General features: G+C 43.7%; 14 protein-coding genes and 1 pseudogene. 13 read left to right on the top strand and 2 right to left on the bottom strand.

Going from position 1 to position 18,692, the window contains the following annotated elements:
* The 3 genes from L870_RS18800 to L870_RS0115665 form a co-directional block, all read left to right on the top strand.
* A partial coding sequence (locus L870_RS18800; protein WP_155250224.1) for a glycoside hydrolase family 11 protein occupies positions 1-2,161 on the top strand: 2,161 nt, incomplete at its 5' end.
* Positions 2,162-2,395: 234 nt separating this feature from the next.
* Positions 2,396-2,881, top strand: a complete 486-nt coding sequence (locus L870_RS0115670; protein ID WP_155250223.1) for an RNA polymerase sigma factor — start codon at positions 2,396-2,398, stop codon at positions 2,879-2,881.
* A 35-nt stretch (positions 2,882-2,916) separates the two neighbouring features.
* A complete protein-coding gene (locus L870_RS0115665) occupies positions 2,917-4,416 on the top strand; it encodes a hypothetical protein (RefSeq protein ID WP_155250222.1) in 1,500 nt (499 codons plus the stop codon).
* Positions 4,417-4,450: 34 nt separating this feature from the next.
* Here L870_RS0115665 and L870_RS0115660 read toward each other — a convergent pair whose 3' ends face one another.
* Together L870_RS0115660 and L870_RS18085 are read right to left on the bottom strand one after the other, a co-directional pair.
* The gene (locus L870_RS0115660; protein WP_028518942.1) at positions 4,451-5,311 is read right to left on the bottom strand and encodes an AraC family transcriptional regulator; all 861 of its coding nucleotides are present in this window, start codon (positions 5,309-5,311) and stop codon (positions 4,451-4,453) included.
* Positions 5,312-5,585: 274 nt separating this feature from the next.
* Positions 5,586-7,166 carry a flotillin family protein gene (locus L870_RS18085; protein WP_080676486.1) on the bottom strand — a complete coding sequence of 527 codons (1,581 nt, stop codon included), beginning with the start codon at positions 7,164-7,166 and terminating at the stop codon, positions 5,586-5,588.
* Positions 7,167-7,700: 534 nt separating this feature from the next.
* Between L870_RS18085 and L870_RS0115650 the strand changes: the two genes are divergently transcribed.
* From L870_RS0115650 to L870_RS19790, 10 genes and pseudogenes are all read left to right on the top strand, one after another.
* Positions 7,701-8,906 carry an RNA-splicing ligase RtcB gene (locus tag L870_RS0115650; protein WP_028518941.1) on the top strand — a complete coding sequence of 402 codons (1,206 nt, stop codon included), beginning with the start codon at positions 7,701-7,703 and terminating at the stop codon, positions 8,904-8,906.
* 67 nt (positions 8,907-8,973) lie between these two features.
* Complete coding sequence (locus L870_RS0115645) at positions 8,974-9,417, top strand: GNAT family N-acetyltransferase (protein WP_028518940.1); 444 nt, start codon at positions 8,974-8,976, stop codon at positions 9,415-9,417.
* Positions 9,418-9,429: 12 nt separating this feature from the next.
* A complete protein-coding gene (locus L870_RS19670; RefSeq protein WP_167549432.1) occupies positions 9,430-9,597 on the top strand; it encodes a hypothetical protein in 168 nt (55 codons plus the stop codon).
* 90 nt (positions 9,598-9,687) lie between these two features.
* Positions 9,688-10,773: a hypothetical protein gene (locus tag L870_RS0115635; RefSeq protein ID WP_028518939.1), complete on the top strand. Its 1,086-nt coding sequence runs from the start codon at positions 9,688-9,690 to the stop codon at positions 10,771-10,773.
* 177 nt (positions 10,774-10,950) lie between these two features.
* Positions 10,951-11,424 carry an RNA polymerase sigma factor gene (locus L870_RS0115630; protein WP_028518938.1) on the top strand — a complete coding sequence of 158 codons (474 nt, stop codon included), beginning with the start codon at positions 10,951-10,953 and terminating at the stop codon, positions 11,422-11,424.
* A gap of 41 nt (positions 11,425-11,465) precedes the next feature.
* Positions 11,466-12,557: a DUF4367 domain-containing protein gene (locus L870_RS0115625; protein WP_028518937.1), complete on the top strand. Its 1,092-nt coding sequence runs from the start codon at positions 11,466-11,468 to the stop codon at positions 12,555-12,557.
* 10 nt (positions 12,558-12,567) lie between these two features.
* Positions 12,568-13,398 (top strand): hypothetical protein, encoded by an 831-nt coding sequence (locus L870_RS0115620; RefSeq protein WP_028518936.1) that lies wholly within the window; start codon positions 12,568-12,570, stop codon positions 13,396-13,398.
* A gap of 271 nt (positions 13,399-13,669) precedes the next feature.
* The gene (locus tag L870_RS0115615) at positions 13,670-14,806 is read left to right on the top strand and encodes an exonuclease SbcCD subunit D (RefSeq protein WP_028518935.1); all 1,137 of its coding nucleotides are present in this window, start codon (positions 13,670-13,672) and stop codon (positions 14,804-14,806) included.
* A complete protein-coding gene (locus L870_RS0115610; protein ID WP_028518934.1) occupies positions 14,803-18,096 on the top strand; it encodes an AAA family ATPase in 3,294 nt (1,097 codons plus the stop codon). The genes L870_RS0115615 and L870_RS0115610 overlap by 4 nt, the downstream gene beginning before the upstream one ends.
* Positions 18,097-18,366: 270 nt before the next feature.
* Positions 18,367-18,692: pseudogene (locus L870_RS19790) on the top strand (hypothetical protein); the annotation flags it as partial.

Raw genomic sequence — 18,692 nt, 5'->3', positions numbered from 1 at the left:
TGACCTCTACAACATGGCTAAGAAGGTAATGGCTGCCGGCGACTACATAGACGGTATCGGTATGCAGTCACACCTTGATTCAAGATATCCTTCAGCAAGTGAGTACGAGACAGCTATCAAGAAGTTTGAGAGCCTCGGTCTTGATGTTCAGGTAACAGAGCTTGATATCACAAACAGCACAGGTACAAACAGCAAGCTTTATCCTGAGATCTTCGAGGTTATCTGTAAGCACGCTAAGAACATCTCATGCGTAACTCTCTGGGGTACAACCGATGAGAGAAGCTGGAGATACCGTGAGAACGGTGGTTCACCACTTCCATTCAGCAACTACCAGCCTAAGTCATTCTACAATGACATCATCAAGATAATGGATAAGTATGCTGATGAAATGGAGAAGACAACCACTACTACAACTACAACTACAACTACTACAACCACAAAGCCTGCAACCACAACTACAACTGTAGATCCTAAGGCTGCACTTGAGGCTAAGGTTTCTAAGTGGGGCGACGCTAATAAGGACGGCACAGTTGATATGGGTGACGTAGTTCTTATTATGCAGTCACTTGCAAATCCAAACAAGTATGCGCTTACTGATGTACAGGCTGCAAACGCTGACGTAAATCAGGCAGGCGGCGGTGTTACAACAAACGACGCTCTTACAATCCAGAAGTTCCTCTTAGGTCTTGTTAAGTCACTTCCTGAGAGCTATGCAGAGAGCATCACAAATCCACCTGTTGTAACTACTACAACTAAGAAGGCTACAACTACAACAACTACTAAGGTTGTTACAACTACAACAACTAAGGCTCCTACAATAAGCGGAGAGAAGTTCAATGTTGGTAATGGCAAGAACCAGTACAAGGGTACAAGCGATGGCTACAGCTACGAGATCTGGCTTGACAATAAAGGCGGAAGCGGTTCAATGACTCTCGGCAGCGGCGGTACATTCAACACAGAGTGGAGCGCACAGGTAAGTTCAGGTAACTTCCTCGCTCGCCGCGGTATGGACTTTGACCGTACAAAGAAGGCTACAGACTGCGGTAAGATCGTAATGGATTACGCAGCTGACTATTCAGCAAGCTCACAGGGTAACTCAAGACTCTGCGTATACGGCTGGATGACAGATCCTCTCGTAGAGTACTACATCATTGAGGACTGGGTAAACTGGCGTCCAACAGCTCAGGGCGGCAGCAAGACTGTAACAATCGACGGTGCTGAGTATGAGATATTCACACTCGATCACTATGGTCCTACAATCCTTGACAACCAGTCAAGAAACTTCAAGCAGTACTTCAGCGTTCGTAAGTCTAAGAGAACATCAGGTACTATCACAGTATCAGATCACTTCAAGGCATGGGCAGACGCTGGTTGGGATATCGGTAACCTCACAGAAGTTGCACTCAACGTAGAAGGTTGGGAGAGCAGCGGTAAGGCTAACGTATCAAAGCTTACACTCGACGTAACAGGCGGCAGCAGCACAGGTCAGACTGGACAGACAGGACAGACAGGTACTACACCTACAGTTGATAAGTCAAAGAAGCTCTGCGCTATCTCATTCGATGACGGTGCATCAGCAACAAGCACAAATGATCCTGGTTACAGAATCATCAATGCTCTTGCTAAGAACAACATGACAGCTACATTTTTCAACGTAGGCAGCTGGATAAAGACAAACGAGCAGATCAAGTATGAGTTTGAAAAAGGCATGGAAGTTGCTAACCACACTCAGACTCACCCACACCTCGGTCAGCTTGGTTCAGGCCAGATCAGAAGTGAGTGGGAGCAGTGCAACAGCAAGCTCAAGGGCATCATTGGCACTGAGCCTTCACACCTTATGAGATTACCTTATCTTGAGAGCAACGGTACAGTTCAGTCAGCACTCTATGACATTCCGCTCATCAGCTGTGCAATCGATACAAAGGACTGGAACAATGCTTCAACAAATGATATCGTAAATACAATCAAGCAGGCTGCACAGAACGGTTCACTTGAAGGTGCTATCGTACTTTGCCACGAGAACTACCAGACAACAGCAGCAGCTATGGAACAGGTTCTTCCATGGCTCGCACAGAATGGTTACCAGAACGTAAGCATCTCTGAGATGGCTAAGGCTCACGGCAAGACACTTGCAGGCGGTCAGGTTCATACAAGAGCTTAATTGATGCGATTGTATTAAAAAATTATGTGCCGATCACAGAATCGGTGGTCGGCACAACTTAGTTAAGATTTCTCCAAATTTTAATATCCCCTGAAAGGCAGTCGGTTTACATCGGCTGTCTTTTCATTTTTATTTGAATATGCTATAAACGGAGTTTGCTTTTGTATTTCATATATGGTATAATTCAATGTGACCATTTTGATTTTCGGTACGTGTTTATAGTGAAAGGAGCTGATGATATTGCTTACAAACGGCTGCGCTCGCGAGGCGGTCGAGAAATACGGCGATATGCTGTACAGAATATGTCTCGTTATGCTTAAAAACTCTGCTGATGCAGAAGATGCTGTGCAGGAAACTTTTATAAAATATGTGCAGAGAACAACTGCATTTGACAGCGAGGGGCACGAAAAAGCATGGCTCATCACTGTAGCCACAAATAAATGCCGCGATATGCTGAGATATCGTCAAAGACATAAGACAGAAAGAGAAGAGCTTTTACAAGGATATTTCATTGAGCAGCACGACAGCGGAATTCTCGAAGCTTTGTCGGAGCTTGATGAAAAATACAGAATAATACTTGTACTCTTTTATGTTGAGGGCTATAAGATAGATCAGATATCTGAAATCACAGGTGTAAGTGTTTCGGCAGTTAAAATGCGTCTTTCACGCGGAAGAAAGCTGCTGAAGGAAAAATACCGAAAGGAGTATATTGTAGCATGACAAATAATTTGAAAAATGAATTGGAGAAAATCAAAATGCCTAAAGATACAAAAGAAAGAATTATTGCTGCGTGTGAAAACTCAGTGAGAAATATAGCTATAAGTAAAACCGATAATGACGGATATACAGATCATGTATTCAATGCCGAGAGAATCAAGCCGAAAAATCGATTAATACGAAGCATAAGTGCTGTTGCAGCCTGTGCGGTCATTGCGGGCAGTATCGGTACAACAGGATATCTTATCAACAGAAGCGGAAAGGTACCTACAGCAGATATAGAAGAAACTACGGAAGCAGCTGCTTGCATGAGCTGTCCATTCGGTGATTTCGGTACATATGATTTTACTGTTTCTCATGGACAAGATTCTGAAAAAGTAAAGTATGAAGGTGAAACAAGGGATAAGATCGTAGAATTTCTCAATAGCTTCAATTGGGGCGAAGAAGTGCCTGCTGATGATATTCCTGAAGAAGTTCTTGAAGAAAAAGACTTTGATATGTATGCTGTTCAATGGATAAAAGATGATATCGTATATAATGTAGCTGTATTTGATATGGGATATGCAAGCTACTGTGAAATCCCTGAGCATCTTGATGAAGGGGAAGCTGCAGGAGTAAGCAATGTGAAGATATTCCGCATAGATTACGAAGCTTTTGACAAAGGTATGAGGGAGATAATCGGTGATGATACAGACGATAATACTATAACTCCTGAATTATGTGAAAAGTCGCCGTTTACTGATCTGCTCGCTACGGATTACGAGATCTCACCTTATACCCTTGATTACCAGACTCCTTCACAGGAACAGCGAGATCAGCTTGCAGAACTCTTTGAGTCTCAGACATGGTATGAATTTGACGGTACTGTTAATTATTACGGCTGGGCTGTACAGCCAAACAGGAATAATCTGACGATCAAGTATACCGAGGGCGCGACTGTAACATATATTTCAGCTGATTTCCGAAATACAGCCTGCATTTACAGTGCGACATATGACGGAGATACCATAGTTGATGATGACTGGAGATTCTATAAGTGTGAGGATATGAACTTTGGCGTAAAGATATGCGATATGTTCGGAACAAGTATACCTGATAGTTTCCGCTGCTCTGAAGATGTGCCTGTTGAAATGGAAGAAGAGGCTGATGCTCCAGTGACTTCTGTTTTTGAGGACCTCAGTAACAAGGACAATGATATTACTTTAAACAAGTATGTGAATTATAATTGGGAAGAAGAGAAGCTTACTGACGAACAGATCGATAAGCTGAAAAAGTATTTTGAGACACATGAGCTGAAGAATGAGGATATTGTACCTGATATGTGGAGAGGATACGGTTCTAAGGAGTTTTGCGAGTCATTCGGAAATAACTTCATAATGATATCGGGTGATAACACATTTAAGGATCTGAGTTTTTCAAATGACAGACAGTTTATTGCAGTACATTATGATACGTACGGCAAACATGGATTTGATACAAAGATATACAAGCTGCATGACGCAGATCAGTTAGATTTCCTTTATGAGATCTTAGGATAAAATAAAAACCGCACATCTCAGATGTGCGGTTTTGTTATCTTAGTGCATACAGCTTTTTGAAGTCTGTAGGCGTACAATGCTTTATTTCCTTGAATATACGGTTGAAGGTGGTCAGACTCTTGAAGCCTGAACGCATAGCGACCTCCGTAATAGGTATGCCCGGATCAAGGAGTAGAAGCTCGGCAGCTTTTGTACGTCTTGCGTTTATGTACTGTAAGTATGACATTGCGTTATACTGCTTGAAAATACGCGAGAAGTGGTATTTGCTGTAGCCTGCAACGTCGGCAAGCTGTTCAAGGGTTATATCGTACATATAGTTATTGTCGATATACTTGAGTACAGTACCGAACTTTTCGCTGTATTCGTCAATCTTATCATCGTCGCAGTCCATAACTATCTTCTGCTGTTCCAGCTGATACTCACGGAGAGCCATGAACAATTCGATGACTTTTACGTATATCTTTACATCAGCCAGCTCTGACTTTGATGTGTAAAGAGAAAGGATATCGAGCATTGTTTTCTTTGCAAGGACATGGAGCTCTTTGTCCATTTCCATATTTATGAGTACAGGTGAATTCAGAGAACGCATAACAGGCTCAAGGGCAGATATCTCCCCGAGGATACTGTTATCGCACTGGAAGATTATACGTCTGCCCGGAATAGCGGGCATACTGTGGAGCTCTCCCGGAGGAACGATGAGAACATCGTTTTCGGGGACCTTGTAATCTGTGCCGTTAACTCTTACCGTATATTCATTTTTCAGAGGCATAATAAACTCGACAGCATTATGCCAGTGAACAGGATATTCTTCGTTCTGAACATTGTCATAGAGCATGGCGTATTTTTTGGTGTCATACTCAACTGTTTCAAAATCTCCTGAAAGATGTTTTATCATTGTTAATACCCCCCCTCTGAATTTTTATTCCAGAGGCTTGTGACCAAATATTGCTATCTGAAGTCAGCGTCAAATCAATAATTCTATTATCATTATAATCTATATGACGACTTTTGTAAATGCTTTTTGTGTAACTTTGTGAAAACTATACAAAGTGACCAATCAAATTTTGCGCAATATGGAAGTGCCAATTACAGAGGGATTACAAATGGGTAACAAAAATATCCCCTGATGACCGCATATCATCAGGGGATAACATTTTGTGCTTAGAATATTACACTTCAGGTGTATTATTGTCGTCCGGATCATATTCAGTATAGTACTGAGAATCGTCCGTGTTGTAAGCATCATTATCAGAATCTCTGTTTTCTTCGTAGTTGTAGATATATTCGTCAGTTCCATCTGACTCTTCCTGTGTTTCATCAGATGTTTTGTCAGCCTTCTTGCCGCCGAGGAAGCCTGCCAGCAGATCTCTCAGGTCAACGCCTGTAGCAGCTGAGAGACCATCGGTAACCTTTGTGGTAGAACCAATGATATCACCAACAAGTCTGCTTGAGTTTCCATCGCCGTACATTGTGATCTTGTCAACCTGTGAAAGAGGTGTAGCAGCATTCTTAACGACCTCAGGCAGAGCCTTGAAGTACATCTCGAGGATAGCAGCTTCACCGTATTTTTTCATAGCCTCAGCCTTAGCGTTGATACCTTCAGCCTCAGCAAGACCCTTTGCGCGGATAGCGTCAGCTTCTGCCTTACCTACGGCAGCGATACCTTCAGCTTCCTGCATCTTAGCGAACTTCTGAGCTTCAGCCTCAGCCTTCTGAGCCTCAGCCTCCTGCTCACGCTGGAAACGGTCTGCCTCAGCTTCTTTCTTGAGCTGATAGAGCTTTGCATCGGCTTCCTGCTGTGCCTTGTAACGGTCAGCTTCAGCCTTTTTCTTGATCTGAGCTTCGAGAGCCTTTTCAGTTACCTCAGCCTCACGAGCTTTGAGTTCTACGTCCTTTTCGGAAGCAGCGATGTTAGCGTTAGCCTTTGAAACCTCAATTGACTTACGCTGTTCCTCGCGCTGTATCTCATAAGCTGCATCAGCGATAGCAAGCTGTGTATCAGCTTCTTTCTTGAGCTCAGCCTGGCGGATAGCAAGTTCGTTGTTTTTCTGAGCGATCTCAGTCTCAGCAAGTATCTTAGCGTCATTAGCTTCTTTCTTAGCCTGAGCCTTGGCGATCTCGATCTCCTTTTCGGACTCAGCACGTGCGATAGCAGCTTTCTTCTGGATCTTTGTGGTGTTGTCGATACCAAGATTTTCGATAAGGTTCTGGTCATCGGTAAAGTTCTGAACGTTGAAGGAAACTATCTCAAGACCCATTCTGTTAAGGTCAGGAGCAGCGTTTTCCTGAACTTTTTCAGCGAATGCCTTACGGTCATTGACCATTGCCTCAAGAGACATCTGACCAACGATCTCACGCATATTACCTTCGAGAACTTCTCTTGCAACCTTAGCAACGTAAGCGGTATCCTTGTTAAGGAAGTTTTCAGCACCCAGCTTTATAAGAACCGGATCACTGCTTACCTTTACGTTAACGTTTGCATCAACATTGATGTTGATATAGTCTGCTGTAGGAACAGCACTTGAAGTCTTTACGTCAACAGCTATGAGCTGGAGCTTCAGCTTGTCGACACGCTCAAAGAAAGGTATACGAATGCTCGCCTTACCGATTATGATCTTTTTTCTCAGACCTGAGATGATATAAGCGGTATCCGGGGGAGCCTTTATGTAACCTGTGAAAATAATTATAAGAAGTAGGATAATACCTATTGCAGCGGGAAGAACAACTCCCCAGTTAACATCATCGAACATATAAACCTCCATATCATGATGCTGTGCTTATGCGGAGCACATAATATTTACAGCAGCTGACCTGTTTCAACTGCATGATGTAATTATATATTATTTTTTCTTTTATGTCAATAGGCGACAAAAAATACGCTTCGTATAAATGATATATGTGTTTTATGCATAATGCACAGAAGAGATATTTTTAAAAATGAGTTCATGTGAACCTTTTAAACAGTTTTGAGAACTTTAGGTATCGCTTTAGGGTGTTTTTTATCCTCTTCGGCTAATTATTACAGTTTGGTTACAGTTTTTTATACGGCTTGACTTTAAAAACTTTGACTATTATAATAAATCCATATTCTATGAAAGGACGGTGAACACCATGACCATATTTACTAAAAATTATCAGATGCCGGAACTTAATATTACTTTAAAAAAGCATGGAGTTTGCCCGAAGTGTTCAGCCATGTGCTGAGCTTTTGCGTATAAAGAGCATTATGCACTCCTGTGGGAGTGCTTTTTTTATGCGCTCGGGCAGGCTCGGAAAGGAAAATTATGATCGTTTTAAACGGAAAATACAATTCAGCCAAGGTCTTTACGGAAGTGATCGAACAGGACGCTGTATCACAGATCATAGCATTTTGCAGTCAGCCCATGAGTGCAGGTTCGCAGATCAGGATAATGCCTGATGTTCATGCAGGGGCAGGCTGTACCATTGGTACTACAATGACTATCACGGATAAGGTGATACCTAATCTTGTGGGAGTTGATATCGGCTGCGGAATGGAGACAGTAAGACTAAAGGAAAAGCATATCGAATTACAAAAGCTGGACAAGCTTATCTATGAGAAGATACCTTCGGGATTTTCAATCAGAGAAAAGCCTCACCGCTACTGTGAGAAGATAGATTTGACTGAGCTTTACTGCTACAAGCATATTGATCCGCTTCGTGCAGAAAAGAGCATCGGTACTCTCGGTGGTGGAAATCACTTCATCGAAGCAGATAAGGGCGAGGACGGAAGCATTTATATCGTTATCCACTCAGGCTCCCGTCATCTTGGAGTCGAGGTTGCAAGGTACTACCAGAACGAAGCCTACAGACGGCTCAATAAAAGCTCCGATAAGGAGATAAATGAGCTTATTGCCCGGCTAAAAGCTGAGGGAAAGCAGAAGCAGATACAGTCGGAGCTGAAAAAGCTTGAAAATACGAAAACTACAGATATCCCCAAGCATCTTGCATACTGTGAGGGCGAGCTGTTCGATCAGTATATCCACGATATGAAGATAGTTCAGCAGTTCGCTATGCTCAGCCGCAAGGCTATGATGGACGAGATAATCAAGGGTATGCATATTCACGCTGTTGAGCAGTTCACGACCATACACAATTATATTGATACTGATACCATGATACTCAGAAAGGGAGCTGTTTCGGCAGCGGCAGGAGAGAAGCTTCTCATACCTATCAATATGCGTGACGGAAGTCTCATCTGTACAGGCAAGGGAAATCCCGACTGGAACTGTTCGGCACCTCACGGCGCAGGCAGACTTATGTCACGTTCACAGGCAAAGCAGAGTTTCACAGTTTCTGAGTTCAGGAAGCAGATGGACGGTATCTACACCACATCAGTAAACGCCCAGACTCTGGACGAGTGCCCTATGGCTTATAAGTCTATGGAGGATATAGTGGACAATATCAGCGATACTGTGGAGATAAACGAAGTCATCAAGCCTATTTACAACTTCAAGGCAGGAGAAGAATAAGCCGAGTAAGCTGGGGGCGATTCCTTAATCGCCCCGAATAATTTGCAGCGTTATCAACAGGAGAAAAATGGAAATATATACAATGACAAATACCCATGAAAAATGGGAGAAAACAGCGGCTTTTGCCGAGAAATGCTCTTGGGGGGCAGGGAAGTATCTTGCTGAGCTTATGCGAAAGGACTTTTTCAAGGACTGGGAGCGTGTATTTGCTGTCTTTGAAGCTGATGAGCCTGTGGGCTTCTGCACTCTCAACGAAAAGGACGAGCTTGACCCGAAGTATCCTTACACTCCCCTCATAGGCTTTGTGTTCGTTGACGAGCTTCACCGAGGAAAGCGGATATCGGAGAAAATGATAAAAGCAGTCCTTGAATACGCAAAAACAATCGGATATGACAAGGTGTATATCATGAGCGGCGAAAAGGGACTGTACGAAAAGTACGGTTTCAGCTATATGGGCGACTTTGAGTCTATATACGGAGGTAAAGATCAGCTGTTCGTGATATCAATTTGAATGGAGGAAATAATGGATAAATTCGTATCTTATGATAAAATGAGCAAAAAGGAAAAGAAGAAAATAGACTCTGCAAAGCGCGGCAGCTGGAACGGAGTCGATCCTGCAACAAAGGTAGCTGATATCGACAAGAAGCGCTACAGGCGCAAGCCTAAACACCCTGAGAATTTCGATGAATGATACTCTTGATTTTTAACGTTAAAAATGATAAAATATTGTTTGAAAGAGAAATATGTCAAATAAAGCCGAATAAATAATAAGAGGTGCATCATGTCAGACGAAACGATCTATCATTCTATCAGTTTTGAAGAATTTTATCCGCTTACTCAAGATGAATATAATTTCGTTCGTAAGAAGAAAAACAAAAGTGTACCTGTATTGCTTACGATAGGAGCAGCTATCATTATTTTAGCAGCAATTCTTGCATTCGGAAACAGCGATAATATCAGAAATGGCTTACCGGGCTTTGCCTTTGGCGTTTTTTGGGCAGGAATATTTATTGTTATAGCTATATTGAAGATTCTGGATACTCCTGTCGGCGGACGGTATGGTACCATAGTATCATGTCATACTGTCAAAGAGACTACAGGTTCGGGCGATAATGAGACAACGCATATATACTATCATTTTGTTGTAAAGCTTGATGATACGGGGATCATACTCAAGGATTTTGTTGGGACTATGCACAGCAAAACAATCCGGACGGGTTCAAAGGTATTTGTAGTAAAAAACAAGAAAGGCAATCCTGATGTTTTCCTTGCTGATAGTCTTATTGAATCGGGAGTATATTCTCCGCCGCCTGATGAGACTAAAGAGTTTCAGGAATTGGTGCGTGAACACGGAGGCAGAGTTTCAAATATTGACGATCTTGATTTTTATGACCTGTCAAATGAAGATATTCAGGCTGTAAAATACTTCAGAAAGAGATATTACAGAGGTGTGCTGATAGTATTCGCAGTTGCTGCTGTTTTTATGATACTTTTTGAAGTCTTTTTCAACAGGTATATACAGATCAATTTTGCTAAGCTGATATTTATATTTGGCATATTTGCCGCATCAATAGGTATTATCGGTGTATTGATATGGATATACCTTATGAAGTATATTGATAAAGAATACGCTGCAAGGCACGTTATCATAATGAATATGAGAACAGAAAGCTGTATGAATTTAGCGGGTGACAGTCATCAGGTGGTCTTTTATACCTTTGAAACAACGGATACGCAGGAGATACTGAACGAGATGAGACTTGATGATACGGGAGCTTTCGTAAAAAGTATAGGTACCGAGGTCCTGTTGTTAAAAGACCAAAAGGGAAGATACAGTATCTTTAATCTTATGTCAAATTTATCGTGATTGACAAACTCATAGTAAGATGATAAAATAAAATATGTTTGGAAACTGCGGCAATAATATCCAAATTAGTGCCGCATTTTTTGTGCAGGCGTACAAAGATGGGGCTTTGAGAGAAAAAGTGAGCCTTCGGGCGACATTTATATTACAGAAGCTTATCGACGGAAGGAAGTGAGACTGTTGATAGAGCCTGAACATTGCACGCTGATAATTGAGAAATACTATCGGGAAATATTCAGCTACTGCTACGCAAAGCTCGGATACAGTCATCATTCCGCAGAAGACTGCACACAGGAGGTCTTTGTGGTCTTTTTCTCAAAGCATGAAAGGCTTGACGAAACGGATAATATAAGGCTTTGGCTCTACAGAACGGCAGATAATGTGATAAAGACATTTCTGCGGAAGAGCCCGCCTGTAGCAGTAAGTATCGAGGACAGCTCAGAGGCAATGAATATCGCTGACAGCGGCGGCTTTACGGAAGTATCAGACAGCCCGCTGGATATTCTCGATCAGGAAGAAAGGCAGCTTCTGGAGCTGTATTACGACAGCGACTACGGACAACGAACAGCGGCGGCTAAAAGACTGGGGATATCTCTTCCTGCATTGTACAGGAAGGTGCATAGGATAAAAAAGAAGCTGCGCGCTGTAAAATGAACAGTGTCTACAGACGTTATCATAAATAAGGAGTGATAATATTGAAAGATAAACTGATCTCCGATAAGCTTTCGGATAATCAGATGCTTGAAGACCTTCAGAGGCTTCTTGATGAGGAGCTTTCAAAGCCGTTAGAGGAGCGTGATCTTGATGCCATTAAGGAAATCACCGATGCTGTTATCAGTATTAATGACGAAGAAGTTCCGAAGTCTGTTTCTGCGGAAACAATACTCGGAGAAGTCGATGCAAGGAAAAAACGCGGACGGATCATACAGCTGCGCAAATGGACAGCTATCCTCGCAGCCTGCTTCGTCATCTGCATCGCAGCAAACATATACACCATCAATACCTTCGGCGCAAACGTCGTCGAAACAGTAATGAAGATAGCAAAATCGGGCTTCAGTGTTGATCTCAACGAACTGAGAGACATTGAAGCTGACCCTGCTATAATAACTACCGAGCCGCCTTTTATGACCACAGGTACATATATGCAGACCGGTACATTGGCAACGACTGAAACAACTGCAACAACTGCTGCTGAGACATGGGCTATGTCAGCTTCCACATTCGGTATGACTACTGTACCTGCTGCAACACAGACTACTGCGTATCAGCCGTCATCATCAGGCGGTTCTGCAACAGTTCCTACACCCGGAGGTTCAGGTACTGTTGACAGAATAACAGCAAACTGTAACGAATATTCAAGAGATATGGCAAGAGAGATCCTTACGAAGTGTGAGGAGCACGGCATATATCCCTGTTATCCTGAGACATTGCCGTATTATTTTGGTTCTCTTGTGCTTGACGAGTATCACTTTGAGCAGATGAAAGACTCTGATGATATGTACTTTACGTTTACTGACGGTGAGAATTCCCTTGATATCATAATCGAGGATTATGTATCCGCCTACTATATGCCTGATGTGCTCATACCAAGTGATGAATACGAATATGAAACATTCAAAAATGGCTCCATCAGCGGTATAGTAATTGATGAAGGCTATGGTACTACGATAGTATTCGTAAAGGGTAATACTGTATATACGCTTCACGGCAGCGGAATGTATAAAAACGCATGGGTCGAAGCGGCAATGGGCTTTGTTCCGTATCCCTCGGAATTCATAAAAAAGTGAGGGCAGCGGTATGAGACTAAAATACATCACAGCTGCCTGTTTAAGTGTTATGCTGATGTATGCACCCGTTCAGACGAAAGCTGCATCGGTCGACAACAGTGTATATGAACAGTATGAAAATGCTATAGGACTTATTGAGAAATGTTCCCTGAAATGTACATCATATGAAGAAGGGTATCTGGAATTGACTGCAAAGACTCAGGTGTCGGGAAAGATGAACGAGGTAGGTTTTAAGAATATAGTGGTCCAGTTCAGCAGCGACGGCGAGAACTGGTACGATGAATATACCTACGGCGACTATACGGGAACAAATACGAAATATCACAATATCAACGGACTAAGGCTTAAAGTTCGCGGAGGTTATTTTTACAGGATATCATGTGTTCACTATGCCAACGGGAGAGCATACGGCGATGATGCTGTAAGGACTCAGACAGCAGTCAATGTTTCATCTGAGGTATGGGTAGAGCCTGAACCTGTTATAACCACTACTACAACAATAAAGCCTGTGACTACTACAACTGCCACAAGAAAGGTGACAACAACTACCGTATCAAAGACAACTGTCAGAACGACATCAAAGGTCACAGCTGTTCCGGCAAGGATAACTACGGTAAAGAACAATATATATGCTGCGGGAGTAAGTACTTCATCGGCAGCAGGAACTACAGATGCCGAAAAAAAGACTACAGAGACAGCTAAAACAACAACTGCTGTAACCACATCGGCATCGAATTCACCGAAAACAGGTGACAGACCGCCTGTTCTGGAATTTACTGCATTATGCAGTTCAGGTGCGGCTGCACTTTTCCTTTACAGTAAAAAGGCAAAGCACAGCTGAGATCATCAATAGCTTTGTATTGGGGGCTGATCGGAGAATATCTCTGACAGAGCTGGCAGAATGTAATTGGGGTTTTGCCGATCTGAAAGCTTCTTTACGGGCACTAACGCCCGTGATAAAAATATATTTTCTCTGTTTATCCCTGTCCGCAGCACCGGACAGGGATTTTTTTAATACTTTATTCGTTGACACCTGACTTTAAAATTTGTATAATTAAAATGAACAGGTGTTTTCGGCACGGTATAAAAGCTCTATAACAGGAGGTTTTAAAATGAAATTCATACATTTGTCCGACCTTCATCTGGGAAAGCGTCTGAACGAGTTTTCTATGGTAGAGGATCAGGATTTTATATTAAGAGAGATATACAGCATAATATCCGAGGAAGAGCCTGATTTTGTCGTTATCGCAGGTGATATCTATGATAAATCCGTTCCGTCGGCAGAGGCTGTCCACCTTTTTGACGCATTTCTCACTAAGGCGGCAGAGCTTACAGGGCATATATTCGTTATAAGCGGAAACCATGATTCGGCGGAGCGTATCGCCTTTGGTTCGCATATAATGGAAAAAAGCGGCATACATATGTCACCTGTGTTTGACGGGAATATTGTGCCTACAGTTTTGCATGACAAATACGGAGACTTCGGAGTATATTTGCTCCCGTTCATTAAGCCTGTGACTGTGCGCAGATACTTCCCCGATACTGTTATAGAAAGCTATACCGATGCGGTAAATGCGGCTGTAGATGCGATGAATGTAGATTTTACAAAAAGAAATATAATAATAGCTCATCAGTTCGTCACAGGTGCGATGAAAAGCGACTCTGAGGAGGTATCCGTAGGAGGACTTGATAATGTTGAGTCGTCGTCTTTTGACGGCTTTGACTATGTTGCTCTCGGACATATCCACAGTCCGCAGAATTTGGGAAGCGAGAGGATACGATACTGCGGTACTCCGCTGAAATACTCATTCTCCGAGGCGGAGCAGGAAAAGTCTGTAACTGTGGTGGAAATGCGCGAAAAAGGAAAGCTGAATGTGCGGACAGTGCCGCTTTCACCGAGAAGAGATATGCGCATTATACGCGGAGCTTTTGAAGAAGTCATATCGAAAGAAGCAAGCACCGAGGGAAATACAAGCGATTATATACATATAGTCCTTACGGACGAGGAAGATATCCCAGAAGCTATAGGCAAGCTCAGGACTGTTTATCCGAATATAATGAGCCTTGAATATGACAACAGCCGTACAAGGAGCGAGCATGGCAGTATGTCTGCTGCAAAGCCTGAGGATAAGCTGCCTATAGAGCTTTTTGAGGAGTTTTACGAATTCAGCAACGGCAGGGAAATGAGTCCGCAGCAGCGTGAACTCATGCAGTCGCTTATAGAAAAGATATGGGAGGGCGAAGAATGAGACCTGTAAGACTTGAAATATCAGGATTTGGTCCGTATTCGGGAAAGACGGTCCTTGAACTCGACGCTCTCGGCAGTAAGGGGCTTTACCTTATTACAGGCGATACGGGAGCAGGCAAGACTACTATCTTTGATGCTGTCACATACGCTCTTTATGGCAGTGCCAGCGGCACTAACAGAGATGACGACAGTATGCTCAGGTCGAAGTATGCCTCTCTTGATACTCCGACATATGTGGAGCTTGATTTTGAATACAACGGCAAGATATATAAGGTAAACAGAAATCCCGAGTATACCCGCAGAGCAAAGCGCGGCGGCGGAGTTGCTCAGGAGCCTGCAAACGTGGTTTTTACTTATCCCGATGGAAAGGCTGTTTCGGGAATAAGGGACGTTGATGCGGCTGTTAAAGATGTTATAGGACTTACCGAAAAACAGTTCAAGCAGATAGCAATGATAGCGCAGGGCGACTTTATGAAGCTCATAACCGAGGATACGGGTCAGCGCCGCGAGATACTGCGTCATATCTTCAAGACAAAGAACTATCAGACCTTGCAGGAGGCTTTGAAACAGGAGAGCAGTGCGCTGAAAAATGCCTGCGACAGTTACCGCGGCAGCATAAATCAGTATGTAGGCGGAATTGTATGCGGTGAGGACGACGAGTACGCAGACGAAGTGAAAAAGCTGAAAGAGGAGCTTCCGCCCGTTGAATATATCTGCGAAGTCGTGGAAAAGCTCATTGCACGTGATAAGGCAAGAGCTGAGATATGTACCCGTGAAAGCGAGGAGCTTGACGAGAAGCTTGCGGAAGTCAATGCGCGTATCGCAAAGGCTGAGGAGAGAGAAAAAGCCGCAGCCGAGCATGAAAAGGTCTCAAATATGCTCAGTGAATTGCAGCACCGCAGAAAGCTCCTTGCCGAAGAGCTTGAAAAAGATGATCTGCGTAAGCCCGAGCTTGAACAGATGACAGCGGAGCTTGCACGTGTAGATGCGGAAATACCGGAATACAGCAAAATAGCTGAAAATAAGAGGATCGCATCGGATACTGAAAGGGACATTGCGGAAAATACAGAGCTTCTTATCAAAGCAGTGGAGTCAAAGGAAGCTGCTGAAAAAAAGCTGGAGCAGATAAAAGCTGAGCTTGCAGAGCTTGAAGATACGGGCGAGAAAATGGCTGTGCTCAGCTCTGAGCGCGAAAAGCTTGAAAATCAGGCAGAAGAGCTTGATAAGCTTTCTCAGATGGTGGAAGAATGTGAAAAAATCGAAACTGATATAAAAAGAGCAGAGGCTGAGCTGAGAGAGGAACAGTCTGAGCATGACAGGCTTATGAAAAGCGGTGAAAAGCTCAGCGAGGATACTGAAAGAGAAAAGAAGCGCAGGAGCGAGCTTGAAAAATGCGGAGAAGAGCGTGAAAGGCTTCTCCGTGAGGAAGAAAATCTCATAAAGCGTCAGGATCAGCTGAAAAAGCTTTCTGACGATATCGGTGCGTGGAAAAAATGTCTCAGCGACTATAAGAAAGCAGCATCTGCCTATAAGGAAGCTGCTGATATCGCCGAGATGATCGCGGCTGACTATGAGAGCAACTACAGGGCGTTCCTTGACGATCAGGCGGGAGTCCTTGCGGAAGGACTGAAAAACGGTGAGCCTTGTCCTGTCTGCGGCTCCTGCGAGCACCCTGCACCTGCGAAAAAACAGGTGAAAGCTCCTTCTGAGGCAGAGCTTGACGAACTGAAAAAGAAGGTGGAAAACGCACGTGCAGAGGCTGAAAGGCGCAGCTCTTCGGCTTCTGCCTTAAAGGGCAGGGCAGAGCAGCTTGAAAGAGCTCTTGCGGACAGTACAAAGGAATTGCTTGACTGCGGCAGTGACAAGTGGGCGCAGCGCTGTGAGCATGAGCTGAAAAACTGTGAAAGTGAGAGAAATGAACTGGAAAAGAAGCTTGCAGAGATAGGTGAGCTCATTGCCGAGCGTGATAAGCTGACTCTGGATATTGCTTCAAAGGAGAAGCAGGCAGCGGGCATACTTACTGCCATTGCGGCTGCTGATAAGAAGTTGACGGAGCTTCGCGGAAAAAAGGACAGGACGGAGGGTGAAGCAAAGCAGAAGCGCAATGAGGCGGAGAGAAAGGCTGCCGAGATAATAGGAGAAGAAAAAACCGGAGATATCCGCAGCCTGATAACCTCGGAAAAGCTGATACTGAACAATAAGCAGATACAGAACAGTGCCGAGCTTGCTGAGGAGAAGAAGAAGGCTGCCCACAGGAAGGAGCTTGAAGAGCTTATCCCAAAGGGAGAAAAATATATCTCAGAAAAGACACAGAGCATAACCGAATATACTGCTGCAAAGGCTGCTGCCGAGAGCAGGCTCGGTGAGCTTTCGGAGCGCATGGCAGATCTTAAAGATAGACTTCATTTTGAAAGCGGAGAAGCTGCCGAAAAATATGCAGCATCGCTCCAGAAGAAGATAAATGAGATACGAAAGGCTATTGAGTCCGCTGAACAGGTGATGAAGGGCATAGAGAAGCAATGCTCCGAAGAGGCAGGAAAGCTAAAACAGCTAACCGAACAGCTCGAAGGACTTGGCGACATGGACAGCGCTGCGGAGATAGCCGAAAGAACACGGCTTACTGAGGAAAGATCAAAACTCACCGAGAAGCTCAGAAAGCTTCATACTCAGCTTACGATGAACAGGACTGCCATTGAGAATATAAGGGACGGCTCGTCGGAGCTTTCAGAGCTGGAAGATCGCTACAAATGGATAAGAAATCTCTCTGATACTGCCAACGGAAAGCTTTCCGACCAGAGCAAATTCATGCTTGAGACTTATATCCAGACTGCCTATTTCGACAGGATAATCGCCCGTGCAAACGAAAGGCTGAAGGTGATGTCCGAGGGACAGTACACGCTTGTCAGACGTACTGAATACGAGGACAAACGCGCTCAGGTAGGACTTGAGCTTGACGTTATCGACCATTATAACGGCTCGTCAAGAAGCGTAAAGACGCTTTCGGGAGGAGAGTCCTTCAAGGCTTCACTTTCTCTTGCACTTGGACTTTCCGATGAGATACAGTGCTCGGCAGGCGGCATAAAGCTTGATACCATGTTTGTTGACGAGGGCTTCGGCTCTCTTGATGAAAACTCCATAGAACAGGCAATGCGTGCACTTAATACTCTTTCCGAGGGCAACAGGCTCGTGGGCATAATTTCTCATGTACAGGCGCTGAAACAGCGTATTGACAAGCAGATAGTAGTTCGCAAGGAAAGGGACGGCGGAAGCCGTGCCGAGCTGATAGTGTGATTTTTGTTTGTGCATTTTGTATAAATACATATCTTCAAATAAGCGGAAAATCCAAAGTTTCAAGACGGATTTCAGGGCTTATTCCGTTATTTTTCACAAAATTTACCATAATATGAACGGGTTTATTGATTTTTAGCCGCTGAAATGCTATAATTGTTTTGTACGCAATTACTGTCGTCAGACGGCTATTGATACACACTTATTATAGTTGAATTATTCTGTATTGTAATAATATAGATCCAGAGAAAAATCCGATGGAGTGATAACAGAATGAAAATGACAAGGTGTCCCGAGAATCATCTGTATGATGCTGATAAATATAAAACTTGTCCTTATTGTGCAGAAAGCGGCGACAATAATGCTCAGCGAAAGAGAAAAGTTGTAAAAGTAAAGGTAAGGGCTGTGAAGGCACAGCATACCACTGATACAGTTGCTAAGCCAACCGAGGCAAAGCCCGAGCCGAAGGCTGAGAACAAGCCTGCTGAGAAGAAGCCCGAGCCTAAGGCTGAGAATAAGCCGGTCGAGAAGAAGCCCGAGCTAAAGGCTGAAAATAAGCCTGCTGAGAAGAAGCCCGAGCCGAAGGCTGAGAACAAGCC

The organism is Ruminococcus flavefaciens ATCC 19208 (genome assembly GCF_000518765.1).
GTDB classification, from domain to species: domain Bacteria; phylum Bacillota; class Clostridia; order Oscillospirales; family Ruminococcaceae; genus Ruminococcus; species Ruminococcus flavefaciens.
This window is presented reverse-complemented; position numbering and strand designations above follow the sequence as displayed.

Coding starts and splice junctions, on each gene's coding strand:
- L870_RS0115660 (WP_028518942.1), bottom strand. CDS start 5,311: ATGATAAAACATCTTTCAGGAGATTTTGAAACAGTTGAGTATGACACC.
- L870_RS18085 (WP_080676486.1), bottom strand. CDS start 7,166: ATGTTCGATGATGTTAACTGGGGAGTTGTTCTTCCCGCTGCAATAGGT.
- L870_RS19670 (WP_167549432.1), top strand. CDS start 9,430: ATGGATAAATTCGTATCTTATGATAAAATGAGCAAAAAGGAAAAGAAG.
- L870_RS0115615 (WP_028518935.1), top strand. CDS start 13,670: ATGAAATTCATACATTTGTCCGACCTTCATCTGGGAAAGCGTCTGAAC.
- L870_RS0115620 (WP_028518936.1), top strand. CDS start 12,568: ATGAGACTAAAATACATCACAGCTGCCTGTTTAAGTGTTATGCTGATG.
- L870_RS0115670 (WP_155250223.1), top strand. CDS start 2,396: ATGATATTGCTTACAAACGGCTGCGCTCGCGAGGCGGTCGAGAAATAC.
- L870_RS0115650 (WP_028518941.1), top strand. CDS start 7,701: ATGATCGTTTTAAACGGAAAATACAATTCAGCCAAGGTCTTTACGGAA.
- L870_RS0115645 (WP_028518940.1), top strand. CDS start 8,974: ATGGAAATATATACAATGACAAATACCCATGAAAAATGGGAGAAAACA.
- L870_RS0115665 (WP_155250222.1), top strand. CDS start 2,917: ATGCCTAAAGATACAAAAGAAAGAATTATTGCTGCGTGTGAAAACTCA.
- L870_RS0115610 (WP_028518934.1), top strand. CDS start 14,803: ATGAGACCTGTAAGACTTGAAATATCAGGATTTGGTCCGTATTCGGGA.
- L870_RS0115635 (WP_028518939.1), top strand. CDS start 9,688: ATGTCAGACGAAACGATCTATCATTCTATCAGTTTTGAAGAATTTTAT.